Source organism: Clostridiales bacterium FE2011 (assembly GCA_017569305.1).
Lineage (GTDB): Bacteria > Bacillota > Clostridia > Christensenellales > Aristaeellaceae > Aristaeella.
This window is the reverse complement of sequence record CP069418.1, coordinates 2,316,906-2,338,239: the sequence shown is the minus strand read 5'-3', so window position 1 is coordinate 2,338,239 and position 21,334 is coordinate 2,316,906. Positions and strand designations below refer to the sequence as shown.

Below are 21,334 nucleotides of genomic sequence, written 5' to 3'. Positions count from 1 at the left end.
ACGGAACCGGAGGAACAACAAGAAAACCGGGGAGAAGCCCTCCCCGGTTCCGGGATAAGTGTTCTGTTTACTCTTTGGGTGCGGCGTTCGACCAGGTCTGTCCGGCTTCGTCCCCGACCCAGATGGAGGAGAAGGGTATTTTAACCGCCAGCATGTTATCCCGGATATCCATGTTCCTGCTCTGCTGGATCTCTGTCTCCAGGCACACCCGGTCCACGTCGTCCGGAGCAAAGGAGTCAATCACATATTCCGTCCACCATCCCCCGTTCACGTCTTCCCAATGATACCAAATGCTATTGAGGTACCACGTATAAACATCCTTTTCTCCGGGTATATATTGTTCAAATCCCAGGAAACTGATGTACTTATCAATATCCCGTTGATAGAACTGAACATGCAGTTTCCCGTCAATCCAGCCGATACCCGTCAGGGTCAGCGGTTCACACACAGGAATATTCAGCGGCTGGGAATAATCCAGCACCTTCAATCCTGACATGTCCTCCGATGTTTTGCTCATAAAGTTGATCGTATTCTCCGGCGCAGCGATTCCTTCCACTGTCTGCCCGTACTGTCTGATCAGGGCATTCATATCCAGCCAGACCCTGTCTTCCTCGGCGTTCGCGCCTGTCATTCTCAGCAGGACATCACGATCCACGGTGCTGACCGGATAGGAATAGTGGGGACAGAGAACAAAGTAATTCTTATGTTCTACCTGGTTGCTGTACAGCAAATTGCTGTACAGATAAGTCGACTGCGAACCGGTGTTCTCGCTGACTGTCGCATAGGTGATCCCGTACGGATACCTGTTTTCCGTATCCTCCACAGAGAAGATAAACCATGCGTCCTGTTTCTGCACCAGGGCGGAAACAGCCTCCAGCCGGATTCCCTGTTTTTCCGCGCTGATATTCAGCGGCTTCAGCTGCTCCGTGATGCCCGGGAAGCTTCTTTCCATTTTACGGCTGATAATCGACTCGTCCGAAAGGGAGATCATCTCTGCTTCCGGGTCTTTCTCAGCGGGCTCACGGCTTCCCAGGCTGCCGGAGTCGATGTAATATACTCCCCGTTTTTCACGCTTGATGATCAGGTTATACTTCGCGTATTCCTCCGTACCGTCCCGGTCCGTCTGTACTGTACAAACTGCCGTCCGTTCAGAATCCGCACTGGTTCCCGATATACTGTCGATCCGGATGCCCTTGGGCAGTCCGTTCTCCAGCATCCCAGACAGGTAGGCCTTGGGATCTTCCGTATTTCTTTTCCATTCGGAAGTGCTGTAGGTCAGCATCCCGTTCACGTCGCCGCCGGCCCAGCTGTAAATATACCCCCACAGCTGATTATCCAGATAGTACTGTTCCGCGTCAAAGGCCGGTTTGTTTTCTGCCGCCGGTTCAGCCTGTGTCTCAGAAGCAGGCTCAACTGTTTTCTCTTCTTCCTGAGCTGCCGGTTCCGCACCGGTTTCCGGCAGGAGCATATCAATCGGGACCTGGACTTCCCAGTTGTCGTCCACAACGCCCTTGGTTTCCCGGACTTCAGCAGTGAGCCATCGCTGTTCAACATCCTCCGGCTTTATATCGAGCCCATAATCATACCAATCGTTGAACCAGTCACCGTTCTCATCCCATTCCACCACCTGACCCGATTGGCTGGAGAAGGGGTCATAAACTTGTACGCTTGTTGCCGGAAATGAGGTGCCGCCTTCTGTATGGATATTTTCCGTGGCAGTATGCAGCTGGATATGCAGCTGATTGTCTATCCAGCCGATTCCGGCCAGCTTTGCGGTTTCCGTAAGGGGGACATCCAGCGGATTAGTATAGTCCAGAACCTTCAGGTCTTCTGCGGATTCCTTGTCTCCTAACGTCCTGGCATTTTCAGGTGCATTTACTCCCTCTGTTTCCTTTCCGTACTTCTCCAGGAAAGGCAGCATGTCAAAGCTTTCGTCTTTTTCAAATCTAACCATATCTATTCCAAACGGAATGGTGCCGTCCTCAGCCTGATACTGGGCAAACTCTTCTGTATGGAAGAGCCAGAAGCTTTTGTTTTCAGCATAATTGCTGTATGGCCTTGAATACCCCATACGAAGAACGTCAGGTTTGAACAGCTGCTCGATCTCCATATCAAGTCCGTCATATCTTCCCTCAAGGTCCTGAAGTGAGCAGAGAATATAGAGATCCTGTCCCTTTACACAGCCGGAAATGACCTCCATCCGGATTCCCTGCTTTTCCATGCTCAGGTTGATCGGAATCAGATCATCGTAGGAAAATTCCTGATAACTGATTTCTTTCCGGATAATCTCCTCCTCTGTCAGGAGAACCAGTTCATTTTCCGGTACTGGTTCAGCAGCCGTTCCGTTTCCAAAGCCCTCCGGATCAACGCGGTAGGCTTCCATCGCCGGAGTAATCTGCTGCAGTCTGAAAGGTATTTCATGCCTGCTGTATGTACCCGCATCCCACTGTACAGTCAAATCAACCGTACGGACTGGATCGTTATCCTTTCCGGAAATACTGTTGATGATATACCCGTCCGGTTTACGGGATGCCATGAGTTCCCTTGCGGCCTGTTCCGGATCGGATTGACGATCCTTCCACTCATCCGCGCACACCAGCAGCATGTAATTTGTATTCTGCCCAACCCAGTCCGTAAAGAATGCCCACAGGGTTGCCTTAATTTGTACGTCTGATTCGTTCTCAACAACTGCGTTTACAGTAGCCGCCGGGTTTTCGGTTTCCGCCAGAATGGAATCAGCCGGAATCTGAACCTCCCACACATCCCTTGTTACATCCACAGTGTCATCAGCCCAGGCCGCGAGCTCCATCTTATCCACTTCATCCGGACGAACATCGAATATATACTCTTTCAGATCCTTGCGTTCATCGCCGGCAGAGCTCCACTCCACCTGATCCATTTCACACTGCTTGCCTGTCTCAGAGAAGTATCCCGCAGCAGAAAGGAACACAGGATAAACTGACATAGAGCCGATTGTGATTTTCTCCTGCTGACGGTCCTGAATCCGCACATGCAGCTGGTCATCAATCCAGCCGATTCCGGTCAGATAAATATCTTTATACAGGCTCACATTCAGCGGATCGGTATCCTCCAGAACCTTCACGCTCCATGCATATTTGACATCCCCCTGAGTGCTGTAAACAGAGGCATCTTCAGGCGCTTTTACACCTTCTGATGTTTTTGCGTATTGTTTCAGGAAAGGAAGGATATCGATCTTTACAACCTGCTCTCTGCCTATATCTTCAACCTTGAAGGCAAAATGATTGTCCACAGGATGATATGGTTCATCATATTCTTCATAATGCACACAGGTAACCTTGTGATCCTCCTGTTTATATTCCAGATAGCAGTAATATCCCGGAACATCCCCGACGAAGCCCAGAAGATCAACATCCATACCAGCAAACCGGGAAATCCGATCTCCTTCCAGATCCTGGAGGGAATAGACAACCCAGGATTTATCATCTTCCACCAGGGCGGAGATCACATTCATCCGGATTCCCTGCTTTTCACAGCTGAGATTCACCGGTTTCAGCTTGTCAGCCACTCCCGGGAAATTCACTTCCAGTGCCTCTATCGCTTCCTGCGATAATCCCTCACCCTCTGTTACCTCTCCATGGCCTTCGGACAGCACCGTCACCAGGGGCGTAGCGGTTTCCCGCGCCCGGATGGCGTCCGGCCGGATAATCAGATCCCGGGAAGCCGCGGTCACGAAGCACAGCACCAGCGCTGCTGCCACCGCAAGCACAGGCAGGCGGTACCTGGATCTTCCCTTATTCACATTCTGGTTTTGTCTCTTCTGCATCAGGCTGATCGCCTTGTTGTCCATTCTTTCCGCAAAACCTTCCGGCGGTTCAGGACAATGTGCCTGCAGCGTTTTTTCAATATCATTCTTCAGATCATTCTTCAGCATGATTCAGGCCCTCCTTTGTCATCTGATCCTTCAGTATCTTCAATGCGTGCTTGATGCGGGAAGAAACCGTTCCCCGGGGAATCCGCAGCACGGAGGCAATATCCTGTTCCGTCATCCGCTCCTGCATTTTGAGTATCAGCGGAATCCGGTATTTATCCTCCAGTCCGCAGATATACTCAAACAGCCGGTCCCCGTTTTTCTCCACAGTCAGATTCTCCGGGACGGCTTCCAGCGGGACAAGCCGCTTTCTTCTCCGCAGCTCGTTCTTCGCGCTGTTGATGACGCAGCGAACCAGATAGGTCCCCAGTACCTCCGGGTTCCGGATCTGTCCCAGGTGATTCCATGCCGATTCAATCGCGGCTGAAACCGCATCCTCGGCGTCCGCCTCGGCATGCAGGTAGCTCATCGCGACCCGGTACATCCTGTTCCTGGTTTTCCGAACCGTCTCCAGGAAATGTCCTTCCCGATCCATCCACGCATCCTCCGTTTTCGATCGATCTGATATACAGACACACAAAAGAGGTCTTTTTGCTTTTGGGAAATGAAAAAAAACGATCCGGCTATGTATAACACAGCCGGATCACGACGTCAATTCTTCCTCTTATTTAACAACATACGGGATCCCGTTACCTTCACAGTAATCCTTTGCGTAGGAACCGTCTTTCACAACACATGTCAGGTTGATGCAGCCCCTGAACGCATGGAGTTCAATGGTAGTCACGCTCTCCGGAATCACAATCTCTTCCAGGCCTGTACAGTTCATGAACGCAGTCCTTCCGATGAAGGTCAGTCCATCCGGCAGGACAAGCTGCTTCATGCTGCCGCATTCCCGGAACGCACGGTCTCCGATGGTAAGAAGGCTTGCAGGCAGCTCAACCGTATCCAGTGCTCCGCATCCCGAGAAGGCATCCTCGCCGATCTCGGCAATGCCCTCCTTCAGCCGTACAGCCTTCAGGCCAGTGCAATCCTTGAATGATCCCTTTTCGACAGATGTCACACCGCCTGGGATCTCAACGGATTCCAGCCCGTTGCATCTGCTAAAGGTGTATGCTCCCAGGATTTCCAGGGTATCTGGCAGCGTGATGGACGTCAGTCCGTCACAACCCAGGAAGGCGTAGCTGCCGATGGAAACCGTTCTTTCAGGAATTCCGGCCGCCGTCAGGCTTCGGCAATTGTAGAACGCTTCGCTGCCGATTTCGGTCACGCTGTCCGGGATAATTACGTCTGTCATGCTTACGCAGTCATAGAACACCTCATCCTCAATGGAAGATACCCCATCCGGAATCCTGAAATACACCAGATTGGTACAGTCACTGAATGCTCCCTTACTGATTGTTTTCACGGTATCGGGGAGAGTAAGGGACTTTACATCATATCCGTCAAAAGTCCTGGTACCTATAGCCGTCACTATGTAGTCCCTTACTCTTTCCGGAATAATGATCTCATCCCGGGAAGGCATGCAAGTGCTTGTCTTCACGGATTCAGCGGTTCCATCTTCCATGAGGGCATAACCGATCCCGTTTTTCGTATAGACATCTGTATTCGCGTACACGTCAAAGGTGATCTTGCCTTCACGTTCTTCAAGGGAGATGTTTCCGAAGTCTTCCTCCAGTCTCTCCACCGGGACAGCTTCATCTTCCGCTTCCGGATTCTTCTCATCCTTCACGTCCGGGCAGATCATGCCCAGCGGGAACCGGAACTCCCACGGTCCTATAACACGTTCCTGTGCGCTGTTCAAATCGACAGCCAGGGTTGTCTCCTTTTCATCCCCGGGCTTGTAATCAAAGACGTATTCCTTGTAGTTTTTCTCGTCTTCAAACCATTCTACGGGGCTGTACGAAACCTCCCTGCTTTTTCCAATTTCGCCATTTCCCTCCGCCGTCTCGTTGAAGAAGATGCTGTGTGATAGCATACCATTAATACAGATCTGCACATGCAGCTGGTCATCAATCCAGCTGATGCCGGTAATGGCAGCGTTGGGAAGCAGCTGAATATCCAGCGGATTATGATAATCCAGGACTTTAAACCCTTCCGGTATATCTGAATTGATACTCCACGCATTTTCCGGCGCCTGTATGCCTTCCGCGTTTTCCCCGTACTGTTCCAGCAGTTCCGTCACGTTGAGCCGGTTCTGCAGATTACCGTCCAGATAGTTCAGCTTCAGGCTGATATCCCGGGCCGTGGTATCAACCGGACTGCCGTAGTGGGGATTCCAAAGGAAGTAATCCTTATGTTCCGCCTTGTCCCGGTATACCGGCGAAGACGAGAAACTATTCAGGATTCCGGTATCTTCCTCCAGCCGGGAACCATCCAGCTGGTAGTTATCATACTTCTTTTCAATATCTTCCACGGAATAGAAAACCCACTCTTCAGTACCGTCTACCAGGCCGGAGATCAGTTCCATCCGGATACCATTATTTTCACAGCTCAGGCCGATCGGCTGCAGCCTTTCCCTGACGCCGGGATCGAAATAATCCAGATAGTCATTGATGATTGCTTCCCGGGCAAGGGAAACCGTCTGCAGGTCCGGATTTTTCTCTCCGGGCTGCCGCTCTTTCAGGCTGGTAAGATCAATACCGTTCTCCCCTGCCTGTCCCTTCATGTGGATGTCAAAGCGCTCATACCTGGGGGCTTCTCCGTTGCCCGGATCCATCTCCACTGTGCATACGTAGATTGATCCACCGATCTCTGTTCTCCGGCTGTTAATCTGGTAGCTCAGCGGTGTGCCGCCTTCCATCAGTTCCCGCAGCTGTGCCAGGGTTTCTTTTCCGCCGTCACGCTGTTCAGGTTCAAGTTCATAGATCATATAATCCGCGTCACCCTGAGCCCAGTACTGGAAGAAACTCCACAACTGCATCTGGTTATAGTCTTCCAGCCGGTCCAGCCGGACAGGTTCTTCCGCTTCGGCGGTCTCCGCCGGTTCTGCTTCATCGGACTCCGCCCAGATCTGGTTCAACGGAACCTCAACTTGCCAGCTGCCCGTCAGGATCTCTTTCAACACGGTTATACACGCGACCAGTTCCAGGTCTTCCGCTTCCTCCGGCTTCACGTTGATGACGTATTCAGTCCACTCAGGAAAACTGTCTGAGTTTTCATCCCAATCCAGCTTACTGTATCCAATTTCTGTCCAATTCTGACCGTCAATCCATGTACTCCACGCGTTATACCAGGTTTCTCCTGCGGTTACTCCGCAGCGGCCTGTGTTGTGGAACTGAACATGCAGCTGGTCATCAATCCAGCCGATGCCGGACAGCTTGACGTCTTTAAATAGCGGGATATCCAGCGGCTTGTTATAATCCAGGACCTTCAGGTCCTTCGGCAGCTCGGACTGATCGGGATAGGAGTAGAGAATTCTCGGCATTCTCACGCCATCTTCCGTTTTTCCATGCTCCCGCAGCAACGGAATCAGACTGATTTCAGCTTCCTCTTCAAGCCTGATATTCGGTGCCTTTACAGTAACCGTCTGCTCCCCGTTCCGGACAGGCTCAGTGAATTCCTGCATATGCTGATATGTGATCCTGTGCTCCGTCTCACTGCCGTTCAGGGGATAACTGGAACAACTCGGACTGTACACGTCCGGAATTTCCACCTCAAAGCTCTGGCTCCACGTATAGTCAGCGTACTTGCCTTCCAGGTCTTCCAGCGTGATTTTAAAGCTGGCTTCCTTACCACTGACCTTGCCGGAGATTACTTCCATTCGGAAACCATTGTCTTCACAGCTGAGGTTGATCGGGAACATTTCATGTTCACTCTTCAACACATTCCCGCAAATCTGTTCCAGTGGGATTTCGACCATCCATCCATCGTCGAGGACGTCTGCCAGCACCGACACAGATACAGTCAGTTCCAGGCCGTCACATTCTTCGGGCCCGACGTCATAGATATATTCTTCCCATTCCTCTTTGCCGTCGTAGTTTGCATCCCATTGTACCGAGCTGTAATTCACTTCTTCAGCATTGCAGTAAGGCCATACGCTCCATACACCGCCGTAGCTTCTGCCGTTCTTCCTGTATTCTTCTATACCCGTATTATGGAACTGCACATGCAGCTGGCCATCGATCCAGCCGATGCCGGACAGGCAGACATCTTTGAACAGCGGAATATCCAGCGGCTGGGTATAATCCAGAACCTTCAGGTCCTTTGGTACTGCAGCCTGCGTTGAGCTCCTGCGCAGAACCTGCGCAGGTCTTTGTATCCCTTCCACGGTTTTTCCGTACCGCTGCAGCAGCGGAAGCAGGGCAGTCCCCTCTTGCTGTTCAATCGTGATCGTCTCAACTCCGACCGTGAAGGTCTCGTTCATGTCCTGAACAGGATTGCTGTATTTGGGATGGTAGAGATAGAAATGCCTGTGCTCCGCTTCATTTTCACCAAGAGAATGCCATCCGGTTCCGGCAGTCGTTGTAATACTGTTTTCAAACCATGGAGATAAACCATAGCCTGAATATTTACCTTCCGGATCCTCCAGGGAAATCACAAAATAGCCGTCTTTTTCACTGACATAGCCGGAAATCACTTCAGCCCGCAGTCCGTTTTTCTCACTGCTGAGGTTGACCGGAACCAGTTTTTCGCTCAGGCCGGGATATTCCAGATCCAGTCTGGCGCTGATGAGCCCTTCTTCTGACAAGACAACTGTTTTTGCGAAAGAATTCGCCTCCACTGGATCCCCGCTCTTCAGACCTTCGGGATCCACATCGTAGCTTTCATACTCATCCTTTATGAGAGCAATGGTAAACCGTTCAAACCGCCCCTTTTCCATTTCCACCGTGCAGACAGCTTCCCGAGTCGGATCACCTTCCTGCCCGGAAACGCCGTTAATCTGGTAGCTCAGCGGCGTCCGGTCTGCCAGGATAGCCCGTAATGTTTCTTCGCGGTCTGTGGATTCCCGCCATTCAGGCGTGCAGTACCATTTTACATTTTCCGGATCCTGTGCCCAGCTTTCAAAAAACCACAGCAGGCTGCGTTGAACCGATTCGTCAATGTTCGCAGCGGAGTACTTGCCACCATCTGTGATGCCGGATTCAGCGCCGTCTCCGTCGCCTTCCTCCTGTCCGGCGCCCATGGACAGCACAGTCGTGATCGGCTGCGCCGTGTACAGGCTTTCTTCCTCGGAACGGATCCTGTCCTGCCGGTTGAAGGGATTCAGCGTGCCGCTGACGGCCACAAAGCCGACGAACAGCACCAGCGCCATGGCCATGGCAAACACAGGCCTGCGCCAGCGCCGCCATTCCTTCACCACAGGCTTGATCTCCTGCGCCCGCAGTTCCTTGATCGTTTTCTTTACAACTGTTTCAAATCCCGGAGTTGCCGGCCCGAAGGCCTTCCGGAAATCTTCCGCTTTCTTCACGTCTCAAACACTTCCTCTCTGCAGATGCTCTTCAGCTGTCTGCGTCCCCGGTTCAGCCTGGACTTCACGGTCCCCTGCGGAATTCGCAGGATGGACGCGATCTGTCCAACGTCATATCCTTCAAGGTAGTACAGCAGAATCGGAGTTCGTTCCCGCTCATCCAGCCGGAGCAGGCATTCCCTGAGGTCAATGTCACTGTTCACAGAGCCAGGCAGCGGCTCCGGAACCGTATCCGTCGGTATCATCCGCTGCCTCTCCCGCTGAATGTCATGACACACGTTCAGCAGGATCCGGATGATCCAGGTACGGAAAAAAGATTCATTTCTCAGGGAATTCCGTTTTTCCCATGCCCGCCTCAGGGTTTCCTGAATGGCGTCCTCCCGGTCCGCTTCAATGGACAGCTGGCTGCACGTAACCCTGTACAGCGTCTGTACCATATCCGTAACGGATCGTTCGAAGGCTTCGCCGGTCATCTTGGTTCCTCCAATCTGCTTTTACGCATATTAGACGGGCTTATGGGGGCATCGGTTCACGAAGTGTCAGAAAAATAAAACTTTTTCTTGTTGATGGGTCTATTATAATGCCCGATCGCCCAAAAACAAACACCCGCGGGACTTTTTCCCGCGGGTGTCAATCTATATCAACACACATGAAGTGTTATTTTTTCCAGGGTCTTACTTTCCCCAGCCAGCCGTTCTCCTGCCAGTACTGGTAATCCCGGCTGTCCGGATGGGTTTTGCCAACCGTCTTCTGCATGATTCGAGAGGCGTAGAACTTGAGCTTCACCCCGAGCCTCGTTCTCGTCGGCACGCTGTAATCCACATGGCTGAGCACCCGGGCAGCCCACTCCAGCTTCCCGGTCATGCTGCGCCGCTTCTTCTCCGGCAGCTTGTCCCACATGACTTCTCCCATCAGGCGGAACCGGAAAACCTTCACGCTGCTCACGCCCCACCAGGACAGGCTGTCCTTCAGGTCCTTCACGGCAGACTTCGTCCCGCTGCCCAGGCTCTGGGTGATGATCACCGCCCGCTTGCCGAACATGGCCTTTGCCGGGCGGTGCACCATCCACCGGTAGGCGAAATGGTCCAGCATATTCTTCAGGGCGCCCGGCACGTGGTAAACATATACCGGGAAGGTGAACACCAGCAGGTCCGCGTCCAGCATGGCCTGCTCCAGGCGCTCCACATACTCCCGATCCTTGCAGTACTGCTCATCCCTTTTGACGCAGTTCATGCAGCCGGCGCAAAGGTTCGGGCAGTCCTTCGGCAGGAAAAACTCCGTAATCTCCCCGCAGTCCCTGAGTTCATTCAGGAAAGCTTCCTTCAGTCTGTATGTCACTCCGTGTTTTTCAGTCCCGTTGATTACCGTGATCTTCATCCGGTTACGCCCCCGTTAATCTCTGTTCTCGCCGGGCGTCTTACCCGCCCGACGTTTACAGATGATACCACGCGGTTTCCGGACTTGAATTAAAATCACCTGAGATTCATATTATATTTTCCTGTTCCGGTCAGGCGGACAATTCCTTCAGGATTTCGATATACCGGACCGTCAGCGGTGAAGGGCGCAGGGAACCCGGCAGGATGTAGCCGATCTCCATATAATCGTCCACATCCAGGGGCTTGGCAATGATGTTCGGCCCGTTCAGCTCCTCGCTGATCACGCCGCTGCAGATTGTATAGCCGTTCAGGCCGATCAGCATATTGAACAGCGTGGCCCGGTCGCAGACCACCAGTTCCCGGTCGCTGTCCGCGGTGCTCAGGATCTCCTCGGAAAAATAGAAGGAATTGTGGCTCCCTTGCTCATAGGAAAGTCGGGGATAAGGCTTCAGGTCCTCCAGGGTCAGGCTCTTCTTCCCGGCCAGCGGATTTCCCTTGCCGATGAACACATGGGGTTTTACGGTGAACAGGGAAAAGAAGGACAGGTTGTTGTCCCGCAGGGTTTTCCGGATTACGGTTTCATTGAACCGGTTCAGATACAGGATCCCGATCTCGCTGCGAAGCCGCGCCACGTCCTCGATGATGTCATAGGTCTGGGTTTCCCGCATATGGAATTCATACTTGTCCCCGCCCAGCTCCTTCAGCAGCTGCACAAAGGCCTCCACCGCGAAGGAATAATGCTGGGAGGAAACGCAGAAGCGCTGCTTGCCCATGCCCTTGCCCGCGTACCGCTCATCGATCAGGTTGGCCTGCTCCAGCACCTGCCGGGCATAGCCCAGGAACTCCTCCCCGTCGGACGTGAGCTCAATGCCCTTGTTGGAGCGGGAGAACAGGATAATGCCGTATTCCTTTTCCAGCTCATGCACCGCCGCCGTCAGGCTGGGCTGGGCAATGAACAGTTTCTTCGCCGCCTCGGTGATGTTCCCGGTTTCGGCCACCGTGACCACATACTGGAGCTGTTTCAGGGTCATACTGCTTCTCCCCTTTAAATAGAATTTTTTGCAAGTATATCATTAATCATAGATTTTATCTATGGTCAGCCCCTGAAAAGATATATTTTACCTATTGTCGTGGTAGGTATAAAATCCGCTCAGACTATCGCATTGAGAGGAGACCGGGATTATGAGTAAATTACAGACACCCTTCCGGTATGATTTTGTGGGAAGCTTCCTGCGGCCGCAGGCCCTGAAGGACGCGAAGGCCGCCCTGCGCGCCGGGAAGATTGACCAGGCCGCGTTTGATAAAGTCGTCAATGAGGAAATCACCAAGGTGGTGGCCAAGCAGAAGGAGCTGGGCTATCACGTGATCACCGACGGCGAGTTCAGGAGAACCTTCTGGCACCTGGATTTCATGTGGGGCTTTGAAGGCGTGGATCACCAGGCCACCGGCAACGGCGTGCCCTTCCATGACGAGCTGGCCGTGCTGGACGACACCTACCTGGTGGGTAAAGTCCGGGCCAAGGCCCATCCCTTTGTGGAGTACTTCAAATTCCTCAAGCAGTTTGAAGACGAGAACACCGTGGCGAAATACACCATCCCCGCCCCGGCCCAGATGTTCCAGCAGATGATCATCCCCGCCAATTACGAAACCACCCGGAAGTTCTATCCGGAAAACGAGGAACTGATCCAGGATATCGGCAAGGCCTACCAGGAGGTTATCCGCCAGTTCTATGACGCGGGCTGCCGTAACCTCCAGCTGGACGACTGCACCTGGGGCGCCCTGGTGGGTGACGCGGCGCAGCAGCGGTATAAGGCGCTGGGCATCGACCTGGACGAGGTCAAGTCCCAGCTGCTTCAGGTCAACAACCTGGCCCTGGAAGACAAGCCGGAGGATATGATCATCAACTCCCATATCTGCCGCGGCAACTACCACTCCACCTATTTCACCAGCGGCCCCTATGATTCCGTGGCGGACTACGTCTTCGCTCGGGAGAACGTAAACGCCCTCTTCCTGGAATACGACGACGAGCGCTCCGGCGGTTTTATCCCGCTGGCCAAGGTGTCCGATGACAAGAAGGTGGTCCTCGGCCTGATCACCACCAAGTCCCCCGTCCTGGAGGACAAGCAGCAGATCATCAAGCGGATCCACGCAGCCGCCCAGTATATTCCGCTCAGCCGCCTGTGCCTGAGTCCTCAGTGCGGTTTCGCCTCCTGCGAAATCGGCAATAAGCTGACCGAGGAAGAACAGTGGGCCAAGCTGAAGCTGGTCAAGGAAATCGCTGACGAAGTCTGGGGGGAATGACCCCTGTTTGCAAAAGAGGAGCCCCTCCGGTTGATCCGGAGGGGCTCCTTGATGTCTTTATGATCTTTATTTCAGGCTGTCGTTGCCGACGTGCAGCACCCACTCGCCATAAGCGTCTCCGGTGTACAGTTCAAAGTTCTTGTTAAAGCTGTAGCCTTCCGGCGCCTTGAGAATCTGCACATGGTAGTTGGCCTTTTCGCCTTCAAAGGTGATCACGCCGTTTTCGTCGCTCTGCTGCATGGTGCAGGCCGCGTCCGTGCAGAAGTTCACCGCCACGCCCGGCACGGGATTGCCGTCCTGGTCCTCCACGTGCAGCACGTAGGCCTTCTGCTCCGTCTTCTCCGCCGGGGTGTCTTCGACGAATTCCCAGCTCACCTCATATTCCATGGTGCGCAGGTAATCCGCCAGCTCCTCCAGGTATTCCTCTTTCTGTAACAGGAAGAACTCCATCAGGTCCGGATCGCCTTCCATGCCCACGTTATAGTACAGGCCGTACAGGTAGTGGGTGCCTTCCGGGCTTTCCATGGCCTGGTCGTAGGTAAAGACGTTGCGCTCCGCGTCCAGGATATCCGGCAGGTCCACCCGTTCCACCTTCGCGTCGTCATAGTACATCATGTCCGCAGCGTCATCCGCGGCAGTGATGTCAAAGCGCAGGTGTGCCGTATCCTCGCTGACCACATAGGCCATCAGATAATCATCTGACATGGCATTGGTAAGATGGAATCTGGCCTTCTTCACGTTCTCGTTGTCTATATGCATTGCCCGGGCAGGAGACACCGGATAGGCGCGGGTGACTCCCTTCTTCGGAATCCTGGTCAGCACAGCCGTTTCCGTGTAGTCGTCTCCCAGGAACCTGTCCAGCACATTGCCGACTTCCTCGGCGGTGTTGAAGCTGCCCAGCCGCAGGAAGCCCGCGTTGCCGAAGCGGTCAATCACGACCGTAGTGGGCACGCCGTACTGGGCGACGTAGTTATACAGGGCTGAGCCTTCGTCCCGTCCCATGGGGAAGGTCAGCTGGTACTCATCCCTGAAGGCCGCGATCTTTTCAATCGTGTCGTTGTCATCATAGGACAGGGCAATAAACGCCACCTTGTCCTTATACTTCTGGTAGGCTTTCTCCAGGTCCGGGAACTCGCCCTGGCAGGGTCCGCACCAGGTGGCCCAAATGTTCAGCAGCACCGCTTCATGATCCTTCAGGGCTTCGGACAGGGTGAAGGTGTTGCCTTCCGTATCCGTGGCCGTGAAGTCCATAAAGGGTTCGCCCAGCGTCATGCCGGTATCCGCAGACGCCGTGCCGAGGCACAGCACAAGTATTGTCAGGATCAGTATGATTAATTTCTTCATCGTTCTTTTCTCCTTGGTTTTCTTTGCTTATTTCGCCGCTTCCTGGTAGAGGGCTTCCAGCTTCTCCGGCGTCACGGAGCTGACGCTGTTGTAGATGACCTCTCCCCGCCGGTTTAATACGATCGTCTGGGGCAGGGTGGCTGTTCCGCCCACGATCTCCTTCACGGGATCGCCTGCTTCGTCCGTCGCGCAGGGCATGGAGTAGCCGAACTGCGCCAGGTATTCCGCCGGATCCTCCACCGTCATTTCCGGGTGGATCACGATCATGGCGATATCGTCCCGGTGGGCTTCATACAGGTCGTTGAAGTACGGGAGTTCCGCGATGCACGGCGTGCACCAGGTGGCCCAGCGGTTGATGAATACCACCTTCCCCCGGGTGTCCGCCAGATGGAACTCGCTGCCGTCGTAGCAGGCCAGGGTAAAGTCCGCCAGCTGCTCGCCGACCTCGTATCCCACAGCCGCGGCGCTTTCCGTCGGGGTGCTTTCTTTCTGCCGGATGGAGGGATCCAGGAAGTTGAACCACACCAGCACCAGGCACAGCACCGCGATGGCGATGGCCCGGAAGGCGATCTTCCGGCTCTTTGCGGGTTTCTTTTCCGCGCCGGTTTCCGGTCCCTTAAGCGTGATCTTTCCCGCCTTCAGGGAGATGGCTCCCTGGCTGCAGACGTCAATGCACTTTCCGCACTGGATGCACTCGTGGTCACCCACGTGCTTCACGTCCATCTCACAGTGGCGCACACAGGCGCCGCAGCCGTTGCAGCGGTCCGCGTCCGTTTTCACCCCGACGATACTGAAGCGGTTGAACAGCCCGTAGATCGCCCCGAGGGGACAGAGGAAACGGCAGAAGCTGCGGTAGCAGAACACGCAGGCCAGGCCGATGGCCAGCATAATCACCCACTTGCGGGTAAAGATCAGGCCCAGCATCTCATACATGGACGCATTGGCGGGATTCACCAGGTGGCCGCCTGCGCCCTCAAGGGTACCGGCCGGGCAGATATACTTGCAGAAGGCCGGCAGCGGCAGGTCTTTGGCAAGGCCGAAGTACAGGGGAACGGCAATCACAAACACCGCCAGGATCCCGTATTTCAGCCAGGAAAGCGCCCGGGTGATCCGGCTTTTGCGGATCTTCGGCACCGGGATCTTATGGAGCAGTTCCTGGATCAGGCCTATAGGGCACAGCCAGCCGCAGATCGTGCGGCCCAGCACCACGCCGAAGAGCATGATCATCCCCAGCACATACCAGCCTGCCCGGTGTCCCGTGGCAGCCAGCGCGTTCTGGATGGATCCCAGCGGGCAGGCGCCTGCCGCGCCGGGACAGGAATAGCAGTTCAGGCCGGGCACGCACAGTGCCTTGGCCTTTCCTTCATAGATCTTCCCTTCAATAAATCCCCTGAGGTACGCGTTATGCAAAAGCGCCACGTACAGCTGGACAAGCCTTCTCTTTGTCGGACGGAAGGCCTGCCATACATTCTTCTTATCCAAGGCCCACACACTCCGTACAGATATTGATGGCTTTCACCAGCACGTCCAGGGCTCCGCCGTTCAGGATTCCCGCGATGATCAGCAGCACTGCCGCGATCACAACGACTGCCCGGAGGGTATTCACATGCTTCGGTTCCGCCTGCGGCTTCATCCGGACAACGTTCTTCGACGCTTTCCCGGTTTTCGGTTTAACCCCCGATACAATGGAGACCGCCAGTGCGCAGAGGAGCACCAGGAATACCGGTAAAGCTGCCTTCATCACCTGACCGGCCTTCTCCGCCGTATAGATGCTTTCCAGCGGGTTTTCCGCCCTGCGGGCCGCTCCGTCCACATAAAGGATAATGGCTCCCGCAGCAAGAATCACCGCCAGCGCGATACAGCAGACTGCCAGCAGAATCGGCAGGATCTTTCCCTTATCCGTAAGGTTCACCTCCGCATAGAATCATCCGCGCCCTCAAGGCGTCGGATATGTATTTAACGAAACATACTTGCAATTCGTTCCGAATTGCAAGAGGTAGGAGTTAGGAAGTAGGAAGTAGGAGAGAAATATCTTTTGCTGCGCAAAAGAATGATATGTTGCTTCGCAACATGATATATTCGCTTAATGCGAATATGATAGATTCGTCTTCGACGAATATGATATGTTTGCCATGCGGCAAACGTTCTGGTTACTTTTACCAATGTGCCTGCCACTTCTCCGCAGCGCCCACGTTGTCATCTCGACCGACCGAAGGGAGTGGAGAGATCTCCCGGCCTGTTCGCATTCGGGAACGCCAACGGAACATCGCTGCCTGGAAACAGCAGTACTTCCTACTTCCTACCTCCTACTTCCTACCTAAGAACAGAGCCGGATCTTCCGTTCCGGCTCTGTTCTCAAAGGTTCTGCAACGCCATTATCCCCATGCAAATCAAAAACGTTCCCAGCACCATACCGGCAAACGCAACCGGCCATTTCCCCTGCTTGTTGAAACCATAAAAATCATCCCAGCGTTTTTCCGGCAGGGCAAACAGGATCTTGTACAGGTATACCGGCCCGTACAGCACCACCGGCAGCATTCCCCACAGGCTCTGGCAGAAGGTCATCCCCCGCTTTTCAAACACGCAGAAGGAAACCAGGGCCAGCAGCGGGGTAATCAGGTGCATGAACAGGTCCGTGCCGGACAGCAGCACCTTCAGTGCACCCTTCCCGAAGCTGGGCGCCAGGAAAAAGAGCACCGTCAGCATGGTCACCGTTACCGCCGCCGTGCCGATATACTTCAGCATCCAGATCCATTCCGGGATCCCGCCGGCATTGATGGCCAGCGCCGTCAGCAGGCACGCCGCAGCGCACAGCAAATTGCTCAGCGTGGTAAAAAACCGGAGCGCGAACTTTCCCCTCTCCGGCGCCCACTGCCCGTCCTTGCGGAAAAATGAAACCACAATAATCAGGGTAATCAGCGCAATCAGGATATTCAGAAACCAGTCCGCTGTCATCATGTCCAGCTCACCCGCTCCTCAATCGTCTTCACCAGTGCTTCCAGTCCCTCCCGGTCTTCCGGGCTGAACCGGTTTTTCACCGGGCTGTCGATGTCCAGTACCGCTTTCACTTCGCCGTCTCCGTGAATCGGAATCACGATCTCCGATTCAGACGCTCCGTCGCAGGCAATGTGTCCCGGAAATTCGTGCACGTCCGGCACCACGGTAGTCTCATCCTTCGCGGCTGCCGTGCCGCACACGCCCCTGCCGGGAGCAATATGAATGCATGCCGGTTTGCCCTGGAACGGGCCCACCGTCAGCTTTCCATTCCTCATCAGGTAAAATCCGGCCCAGTTCAGGTTTTCCATCATGGTCATGATCAGTGCGGAGATATTGCTGAATGAGGACGCATACCAGGGTTCCGCCTCCAGCATTTCCTTCGCCTGACCAACCAGCAGTTTATAATCCGTCATTGCTTTCATCCTCTTCTTCAGGGTATTCCTTTCATAATTTCGCCGGAAGCAAATAAAAGACCTTCCGTTTCAGGCGGCATATAGCGCCTGAAACAATTCATAATTCACAATTCATAATTCATAATTTTATATACTTATCCAAGAAACACAGCGTCATGGAACAGTCCATAGCGCTGCCATTGTCATTTCGACCGTAGGCGTAGCCGTAGTGGAGAAATCTCCTCCGGAGAAGTGAACCTTCAAGCAATAGGGAATCTCTTGCGTGAAGAAAAAATAATTCTGAATTATGAATTATGAATTGTGAATTGAAAAAGCGGCAGCATTCACTGTCGCTTTATGCTGTCGTTTTTTCTCACGCGCTTTTAAGCGCGACAATCTTTCCCTTTTCCTGATTATCCGTGGGCTCCACACCCGGCAGCAGCCGTCCATGCAGTGACTTCACCAGCTTGAAGTAGCAGGGGAACAGGAACAGGTCTGCCATCACCCAGGCTGCGGGGTTCGCGAAGCAGGCGCCCACAAACCCGGCTGCCGGCACCAGGAACAATGCCACCACAGTCCTCGCCAGCATCTCCGCCAGGCCCGCGAACATAGCGATCCGGGTATAACCCATCCCCTGGATGCACAGCCGCAGGATATTCACATACAGCAGCGGAATATAGAATGCCGCGTTGATCTTCAGGAAACGGAAAGCCAGTTCCATAACCTCGGCGTTCTCGCCGCTGTCAATGAACAGGCCCAGCATCTTATCGCCAAACAGCAGCACAATGCCAAAGGCCAGGCCGCAGTAGATCAGCCCCACCGCGGATGCTGCCCGCATACCCTGCCGTACCCGGTCCAGTTTCCTGGCGCCGATGTTCTGCCCGGCAAAGGTTGCCATGGTGGAAGCCAGGGCGTCAAACACACAGCAGAAGAACATACTCAGCTTGAAGGCCGCGCTCACAGCCGCCACGGAGTTCACACCCAGGCCGTTCACGGACCACTGCACCATCACGGAACCGATGGCAGTGATGGAAAACTGCAGGCCCATGGGCAGGCCGATGCCCAGCATGGAGCGTCCACGCCGCATGGAGAACCGCCGGTCTTCCTTCGTCAGCTTCAGGATCGGGAACCGCTTGATAATCACCAGCAGGCAGCCGATGCCGGAAATCAGCTGGCTGACAGCTGTAGCCACCGCCGCGCCGGCCACGTCCATCCCGGCATAAATGATCAGCACCAGGTCCAGCACGATGTTCACCAGGGACGCCAGCACCAGGAAGACCACCGGCGTTTTGCTGTCCCCCAGGGAACGAAGAATGCCGCTGGCCATGTTATACAGCACGCAGCAGGGAATCGCCGCGAAAATGATCCGGATATAGGAAGCGGATGAATCCAGGATTTCCTCCGGGGTGTTCATCAGCCGCAGCAGCGGTTTGCACAGCAGCGTGGCCGCCAGGCCGAACAGCAGGCTCAGTCCCGCGCACAGCACAGCCGAATGCCATACGCACCGGCGCACCTCATGCTCGTTCTTCGCTCCGAAGGCCTGCGCGATCGGAATGGCGAAACCCGAGCAGAAGCCCAGGCACAGGCCGATCACCAGGAAGTTCACCGAACCGGTGGCACCGACCGCCGCCAGTTTCTCCGCCCCGAGGTACCGGCCAACAATTGCCGTATCCACAAAGCTGTAGAACTGCTGGAACAGCATTCCGAACAGCAGCGGGGCTGCAAAGGAAAGAACCAGCTTCAGCGGTCTCCCTTCCGTAAGATCTTTTGTCATGGTACGTGCCATGCATTCATGCTCCTTCTGCAAACATTTAGTTTGCTGCGATGTTATAGCACTTTTCCCCTCCCCCTGCAATCAGTCTTTTGGTTGGTTTATGCTCCATTTCGGGCATGAAAAAGGCAGACGGAGCATTTTCCGGCTGCCTTTCCCTGTTCCAAGGGCATTTTTATCTGATCTTTACATCAATCCGTTCCGGTTCGCCCGTATCCTCCAGATCATCGTTTCCCCAGTCGGGATTCCAGTAGAAGACCAGTTTCTCCACCTTCTCCGGTTCAATCAGCCGATCCAGATTCAGTGCCTGACCGTAAACGTCATTCTCCGGGTCCAGGCCGTCTTCATATCCTTCACTTCCGCCTGCACCCAACTCTGTCAGGACTGTTCCATCTTCATAAACAACGCCGGAGAAGAAGGGAACCGCGTCATCCATCACGCTGTGCTCATTCAGTTTCTTGGGAACAAGCATCCTGAGATTGATGCTGACCGGCGTCAGATGCACCTCCGTCAGGAAGCATCCGTCCTTGCCGATCGCTTCATGCAGTCCCGTCATATCCACCTGCTGGTCTGTTCCCTTCAGCGTCCATTCAAACTCCCACGGGCCTTCCACCTGCCGGATAATGTCCCCCGCTTTGCCTTCACAAACGCCCAGCCCGCCCAGTACCACTTTCAGGTCCAGGCCGACCAGCGACACCTGCTCATCCGACGGTGAGGCTGTGAACACATACAGCAGATCACCATTCTCATCCGTATAGGAGAGCTTACTGTAATCATAGGGTTCGTCATCCGGCACTGCAGCCGATCCGTTATAAAAGGACGAATCCGTGTTAATAAAGGTTTCTGCATGCGCGGCCTCACAGGAAACCAGGTCAAACCCCGGTTCCTCTCCGGGCTGCAGCGGATATCCCTTTATCCGGAACGCGATATAGGCGGTCTGCGGCACGACCACGCACTGATCCAGTGTTACGGTAATGCCGTCCTTCGTCACACTCAGCCCCGGTTCGTCAAACAGGCCTGTTCCCTCATGCTTTTCTTTCAGTTCATCCGTCACCTGCAGGCGTTCCTCCAGGCCCCTGGTCCAGCCGGCAATGTGCGCGGCAATCGCTGTGGCCATTGTCAAAACCAGTATAACGGCAATCACAATTGCCAAACGTGGAATCTTCTTCACTTTTTCTTCTTCCTTTCCGGAAGCGATGATGCGCCCGGCCATCAGGCGATCCGGCTGAAGGGAAGAGAGGCTGCGGTCAAGAGATTCCTGAAACTCAGCATTGCTGTAAAGCTTATTCTTCATACAGGCCACCCCCTTCCAGCAGTTCCTTCAGTTTCTGCCTGCCCCGCTTCAGCCTGCCCGATGCGGAGGCCTGCGATATTCCAAGCGCATTCGCTGTCTCACTGACATTCAGTCCCTGGTAATGATGCAGCAGGATGGCTTCCCGCAGTTTCCGCGGCAGCGAAAGCACCGCAGTCATCAGTTCGGCGTCGCTCTCATCCACTTCTTCCGCGGCCTGTTCGGTAAGCATTTCCGGCGTCACCCGGTGGTTCATAAAGCGGAACCAGCCGGAGCGGTTCATGTCATAGCACGTCCGCACGGCGATCTTCATGATCCAGGTTTTCTCGCTGCATTCCCCGCGGAACGAATCCATCGTGCGATATACCTTCAGGAAAGTATCCTGTGTCGCGTCTTCCGCCAGTGTCTTATCACAAAGGGTGAGGTAACACAGCCTGAGAACCGCTCCCTGATATGCCTCCGCCAGCTGTTCAAATCTCTGTTCGCGATCCGGAGCAGTGTCAGGGCCCGTAACATTGCTCATCTGTCGTTCACCTCCTGCACTTATACAGACGAATGAAAAACCAAATCCATCGCATTTTATATTTTCTTTTTCAAAAAACAAA

At 54.3% G+C, this 21,334-nt stretch carries 15 protein-coding genes; 1 reads left to right on the top strand and 14 read right to left on the bottom strand.

Going from position 1 to position 21,334, the window contains the following annotated elements; all coding sequences use genetic code 11:
* Positions 1–67 precede the first annotated feature (67 nt).
* The 6 genes from JRC49_10600 to JRC49_10575 all read right to left on the bottom strand — a co-directional run bounded on the left by JRC49_10600 (position 68) and on the right by JRC49_10575 (position 11,664).
* A complete protein-coding gene (locus tag JRC49_10600; protein ID QTE70248.1) occupies positions 68–3,913 on the bottom strand; it encodes a hypothetical protein in 3,846 nt (1,281 codons plus the stop codon).
* On the bottom strand, positions 3,900–4,385 hold the full coding sequence (locus JRC49_10595) for a sigma-70 family RNA polymerase sigma factor (GenBank protein ID QTE70247.1): 486 nt from the start codon (positions 4,383–4,385) through the stop codon (positions 3,900–3,902). Before JRC49_10595 ends, JRC49_10600 begins: the two co-directional genes overlap by 14 nt.
* Before the next feature lie 129 nt (positions 4,386–4,514).
* Positions 4,515–9,257, bottom strand: coding sequence for a leucine-rich repeat domain-containing protein (locus tag JRC49_10590; GenBank protein QTE70246.1), 4,743 nt, complete (start codon positions 9,255–9,257; stop codon positions 4,515–4,517).
* On the bottom strand, positions 9,254–9,730 hold the full coding sequence (locus JRC49_10585) for a sigma-70 family RNA polymerase sigma factor (GenBank protein QTE70245.1): 477 nt from the start codon (positions 9,728–9,730) through the stop codon (positions 9,254–9,256). The genes JRC49_10590 and JRC49_10585 overlap by 4 nt, the downstream gene beginning before the upstream one ends.
* Before the next feature lie 184 nt (positions 9,731–9,914).
* A complete protein-coding gene (locus JRC49_10580) occupies positions 9,915–10,634 on the bottom strand; it encodes an NAD(P)H-dependent oxidoreductase (GenBank protein QTE70244.1) in 720 nt (239 codons plus the stop codon).
* 130 nt (positions 10,635–10,764) lie between these two features.
* The gene (locus JRC49_10575) at positions 10,765–11,664 is read right to left on the bottom strand and encodes a LysR family transcriptional regulator (GenBank protein QTE70243.1); all 900 of its coding nucleotides are present in this window, start codon (positions 11,662–11,664) and stop codon (positions 10,765–10,767) included.
* Positions 11,665–11,815: 151 nt separating this feature from the next.
* Between JRC49_10575 and JRC49_10570 the strand changes: the two genes are divergently transcribed.
* Positions 11,816–12,934 (top strand): 5-methyltetrahydropteroyltriglutamate--homocysteine S-methyltransferase, encoded by a 1,119-nt coding sequence (locus JRC49_10570; protein QTE70242.1) that lies wholly within the window; start codon positions 11,816–11,818, stop codon positions 12,932–12,934.
* 66 nt (positions 12,935–13,000) lie between these two features.
* Here JRC49_10570 and JRC49_10565 read toward each other — a convergent pair whose 3' ends face one another.
* The 8 genes from JRC49_10565 to JRC49_10530 form a co-directional block, all read right to left on the bottom strand.
* Positions 13,001–14,278, bottom strand: a complete 1,278-nt coding sequence (locus tag JRC49_10565; protein QTE70241.1) for a redoxin domain-containing protein — start codon at positions 14,276–14,278, stop codon at positions 13,001–13,003.
* A gap of 27 nt (positions 14,279–14,305) precedes the next feature.
* A complete protein-coding gene (locus tag JRC49_10560) occupies positions 14,306–15,760 on the bottom strand; it encodes a redoxin family protein (protein QTE70240.1) in 1,455 nt (484 codons plus the stop codon).
* The gene (locus tag JRC49_10555) at positions 15,753–16,190 is read right to left on the bottom strand and encodes a hypothetical protein (GenBank protein ID QTE72906.1); all 438 of its coding nucleotides are present in this window, start codon (positions 16,188–16,190) and stop codon (positions 15,753–15,755) included. Before JRC49_10555 ends, JRC49_10560 begins: the two co-directional genes overlap by 8 nt.
* A 443-nt stretch (positions 16,191–16,633) precedes the next feature.
* Positions 16,634–17,236 (bottom strand): hypothetical protein, encoded by a 603-nt coding sequence (locus JRC49_10550; GenBank protein QTE70239.1) that lies wholly within the window; start codon positions 17,234–17,236, stop codon positions 16,634–16,636.
* Complete coding sequence (locus JRC49_10545) at positions 17,233–17,688, bottom strand: GAF domain-containing protein (protein QTE70238.1); 456 nt, start codon at positions 17,686–17,688, stop codon at positions 17,233–17,235. The genes JRC49_10550 and JRC49_10545 overlap by 4 nt, the downstream gene beginning before the upstream one ends.
* 352 nt (positions 17,689–18,040) lie before the next feature.
* Entirely contained in the window at positions 18,041–19,453 is a 1,413-nt protein-coding gene (locus JRC49_10540) for an MATE family efflux transporter (GenBank protein QTE70237.1), read from the bottom strand.
* A 160-nt stretch (positions 19,454–19,613) separates the two neighbouring features.
* A complete protein-coding gene (locus JRC49_10535; GenBank protein ID QTE70236.1) occupies positions 19,614–20,732 on the bottom strand; it encodes a DUF4179 domain-containing protein in 1,119 nt (372 codons plus the stop codon).
* A complete protein-coding gene (locus tag JRC49_10530) occupies positions 20,722–21,252 on the bottom strand; it encodes a sigma-70 family RNA polymerase sigma factor (protein QTE70235.1) in 531 nt (176 codons plus the stop codon). Before JRC49_10530 ends, JRC49_10535 begins: the two co-directional genes overlap by 11 nt.
* Between the last annotated feature and the right edge of the window lie 82 nt (positions 21,253–21,334).

Excerpts from the sequence above, each read along its gene's own strand:
- JRC49_10600 (QTE70248.1), bottom strand. The coding sequence starts at position 3,913 with ATGCTGAAGAATGATCTGAAGAATGATATTGAAAAAACGCTGCAGGCA.
- JRC49_10595 (QTE70247.1), bottom strand. The coding sequence starts at position 4,385 with ATGGATCGGGAAGGACATTTCCTGGAGACGGTTCGGAAAACCAGGAAC.
- JRC49_10585 (QTE70245.1), bottom strand. The coding sequence starts at position 9,730 with ATGACCGGCGAAGCCTTCGAACGATCCGTTACGGATATGGTACAGACG.
- JRC49_10580 (QTE70244.1), bottom strand. The coding sequence starts at position 10,634 with ATGAAGATCACGGTAATCAACGGGACTGAAAAACACGGAGTGACATAC.
- JRC49_10575 (QTE70243.1), bottom strand. The coding sequence starts at position 11,664 with ATGACCCTGAAACAGCTCCAGTATGTGGTCACGGTGGCCGAAACCGGG.
- JRC49_10570 (QTE70242.1), top strand. The coding sequence starts at position 11,816 with ATGAGTAAATTACAGACACCCTTCCGGTATGATTTTGTGGGAAGCTTC.
- JRC49_10565 (QTE70241.1), bottom strand. The coding sequence starts at position 14,278 with ATGAAGAAATTAATCATACTGATCCTGACAATACTTGTGCTGTGCCTC.
- JRC49_10550 (QTE70239.1), bottom strand. The coding sequence starts at position 17,236 with ATGATGACAGCGGACTGGTTTCTGAATATCCTGATTGCGCTGATTACC.
- JRC49_10545 (QTE70238.1), bottom strand. The coding sequence starts at position 17,688 with ATGACGGATTATAAACTGCTGGTTGGTCAGGCGAAGGAAATGCTGGAG.
- JRC49_10540 (QTE70237.1), bottom strand. The coding sequence starts at position 19,453 with ATGGCACGTACCATGACAAAAGATCTTACGGAAGGGAGACCGCTGAAG.
- JRC49_10535 (QTE70236.1), bottom strand. The coding sequence starts at position 20,732 with ATGAAGAATAAGCTTTACAGCAATGCTGAGTTTCAGGAATCTCTTGAC.
- JRC49_10530 (QTE70235.1), bottom strand. The coding sequence starts at position 21,252 with ATGAGCAATGTTACGGGCCCTGACACTGCTCCGGATCGCGAACAGAGA.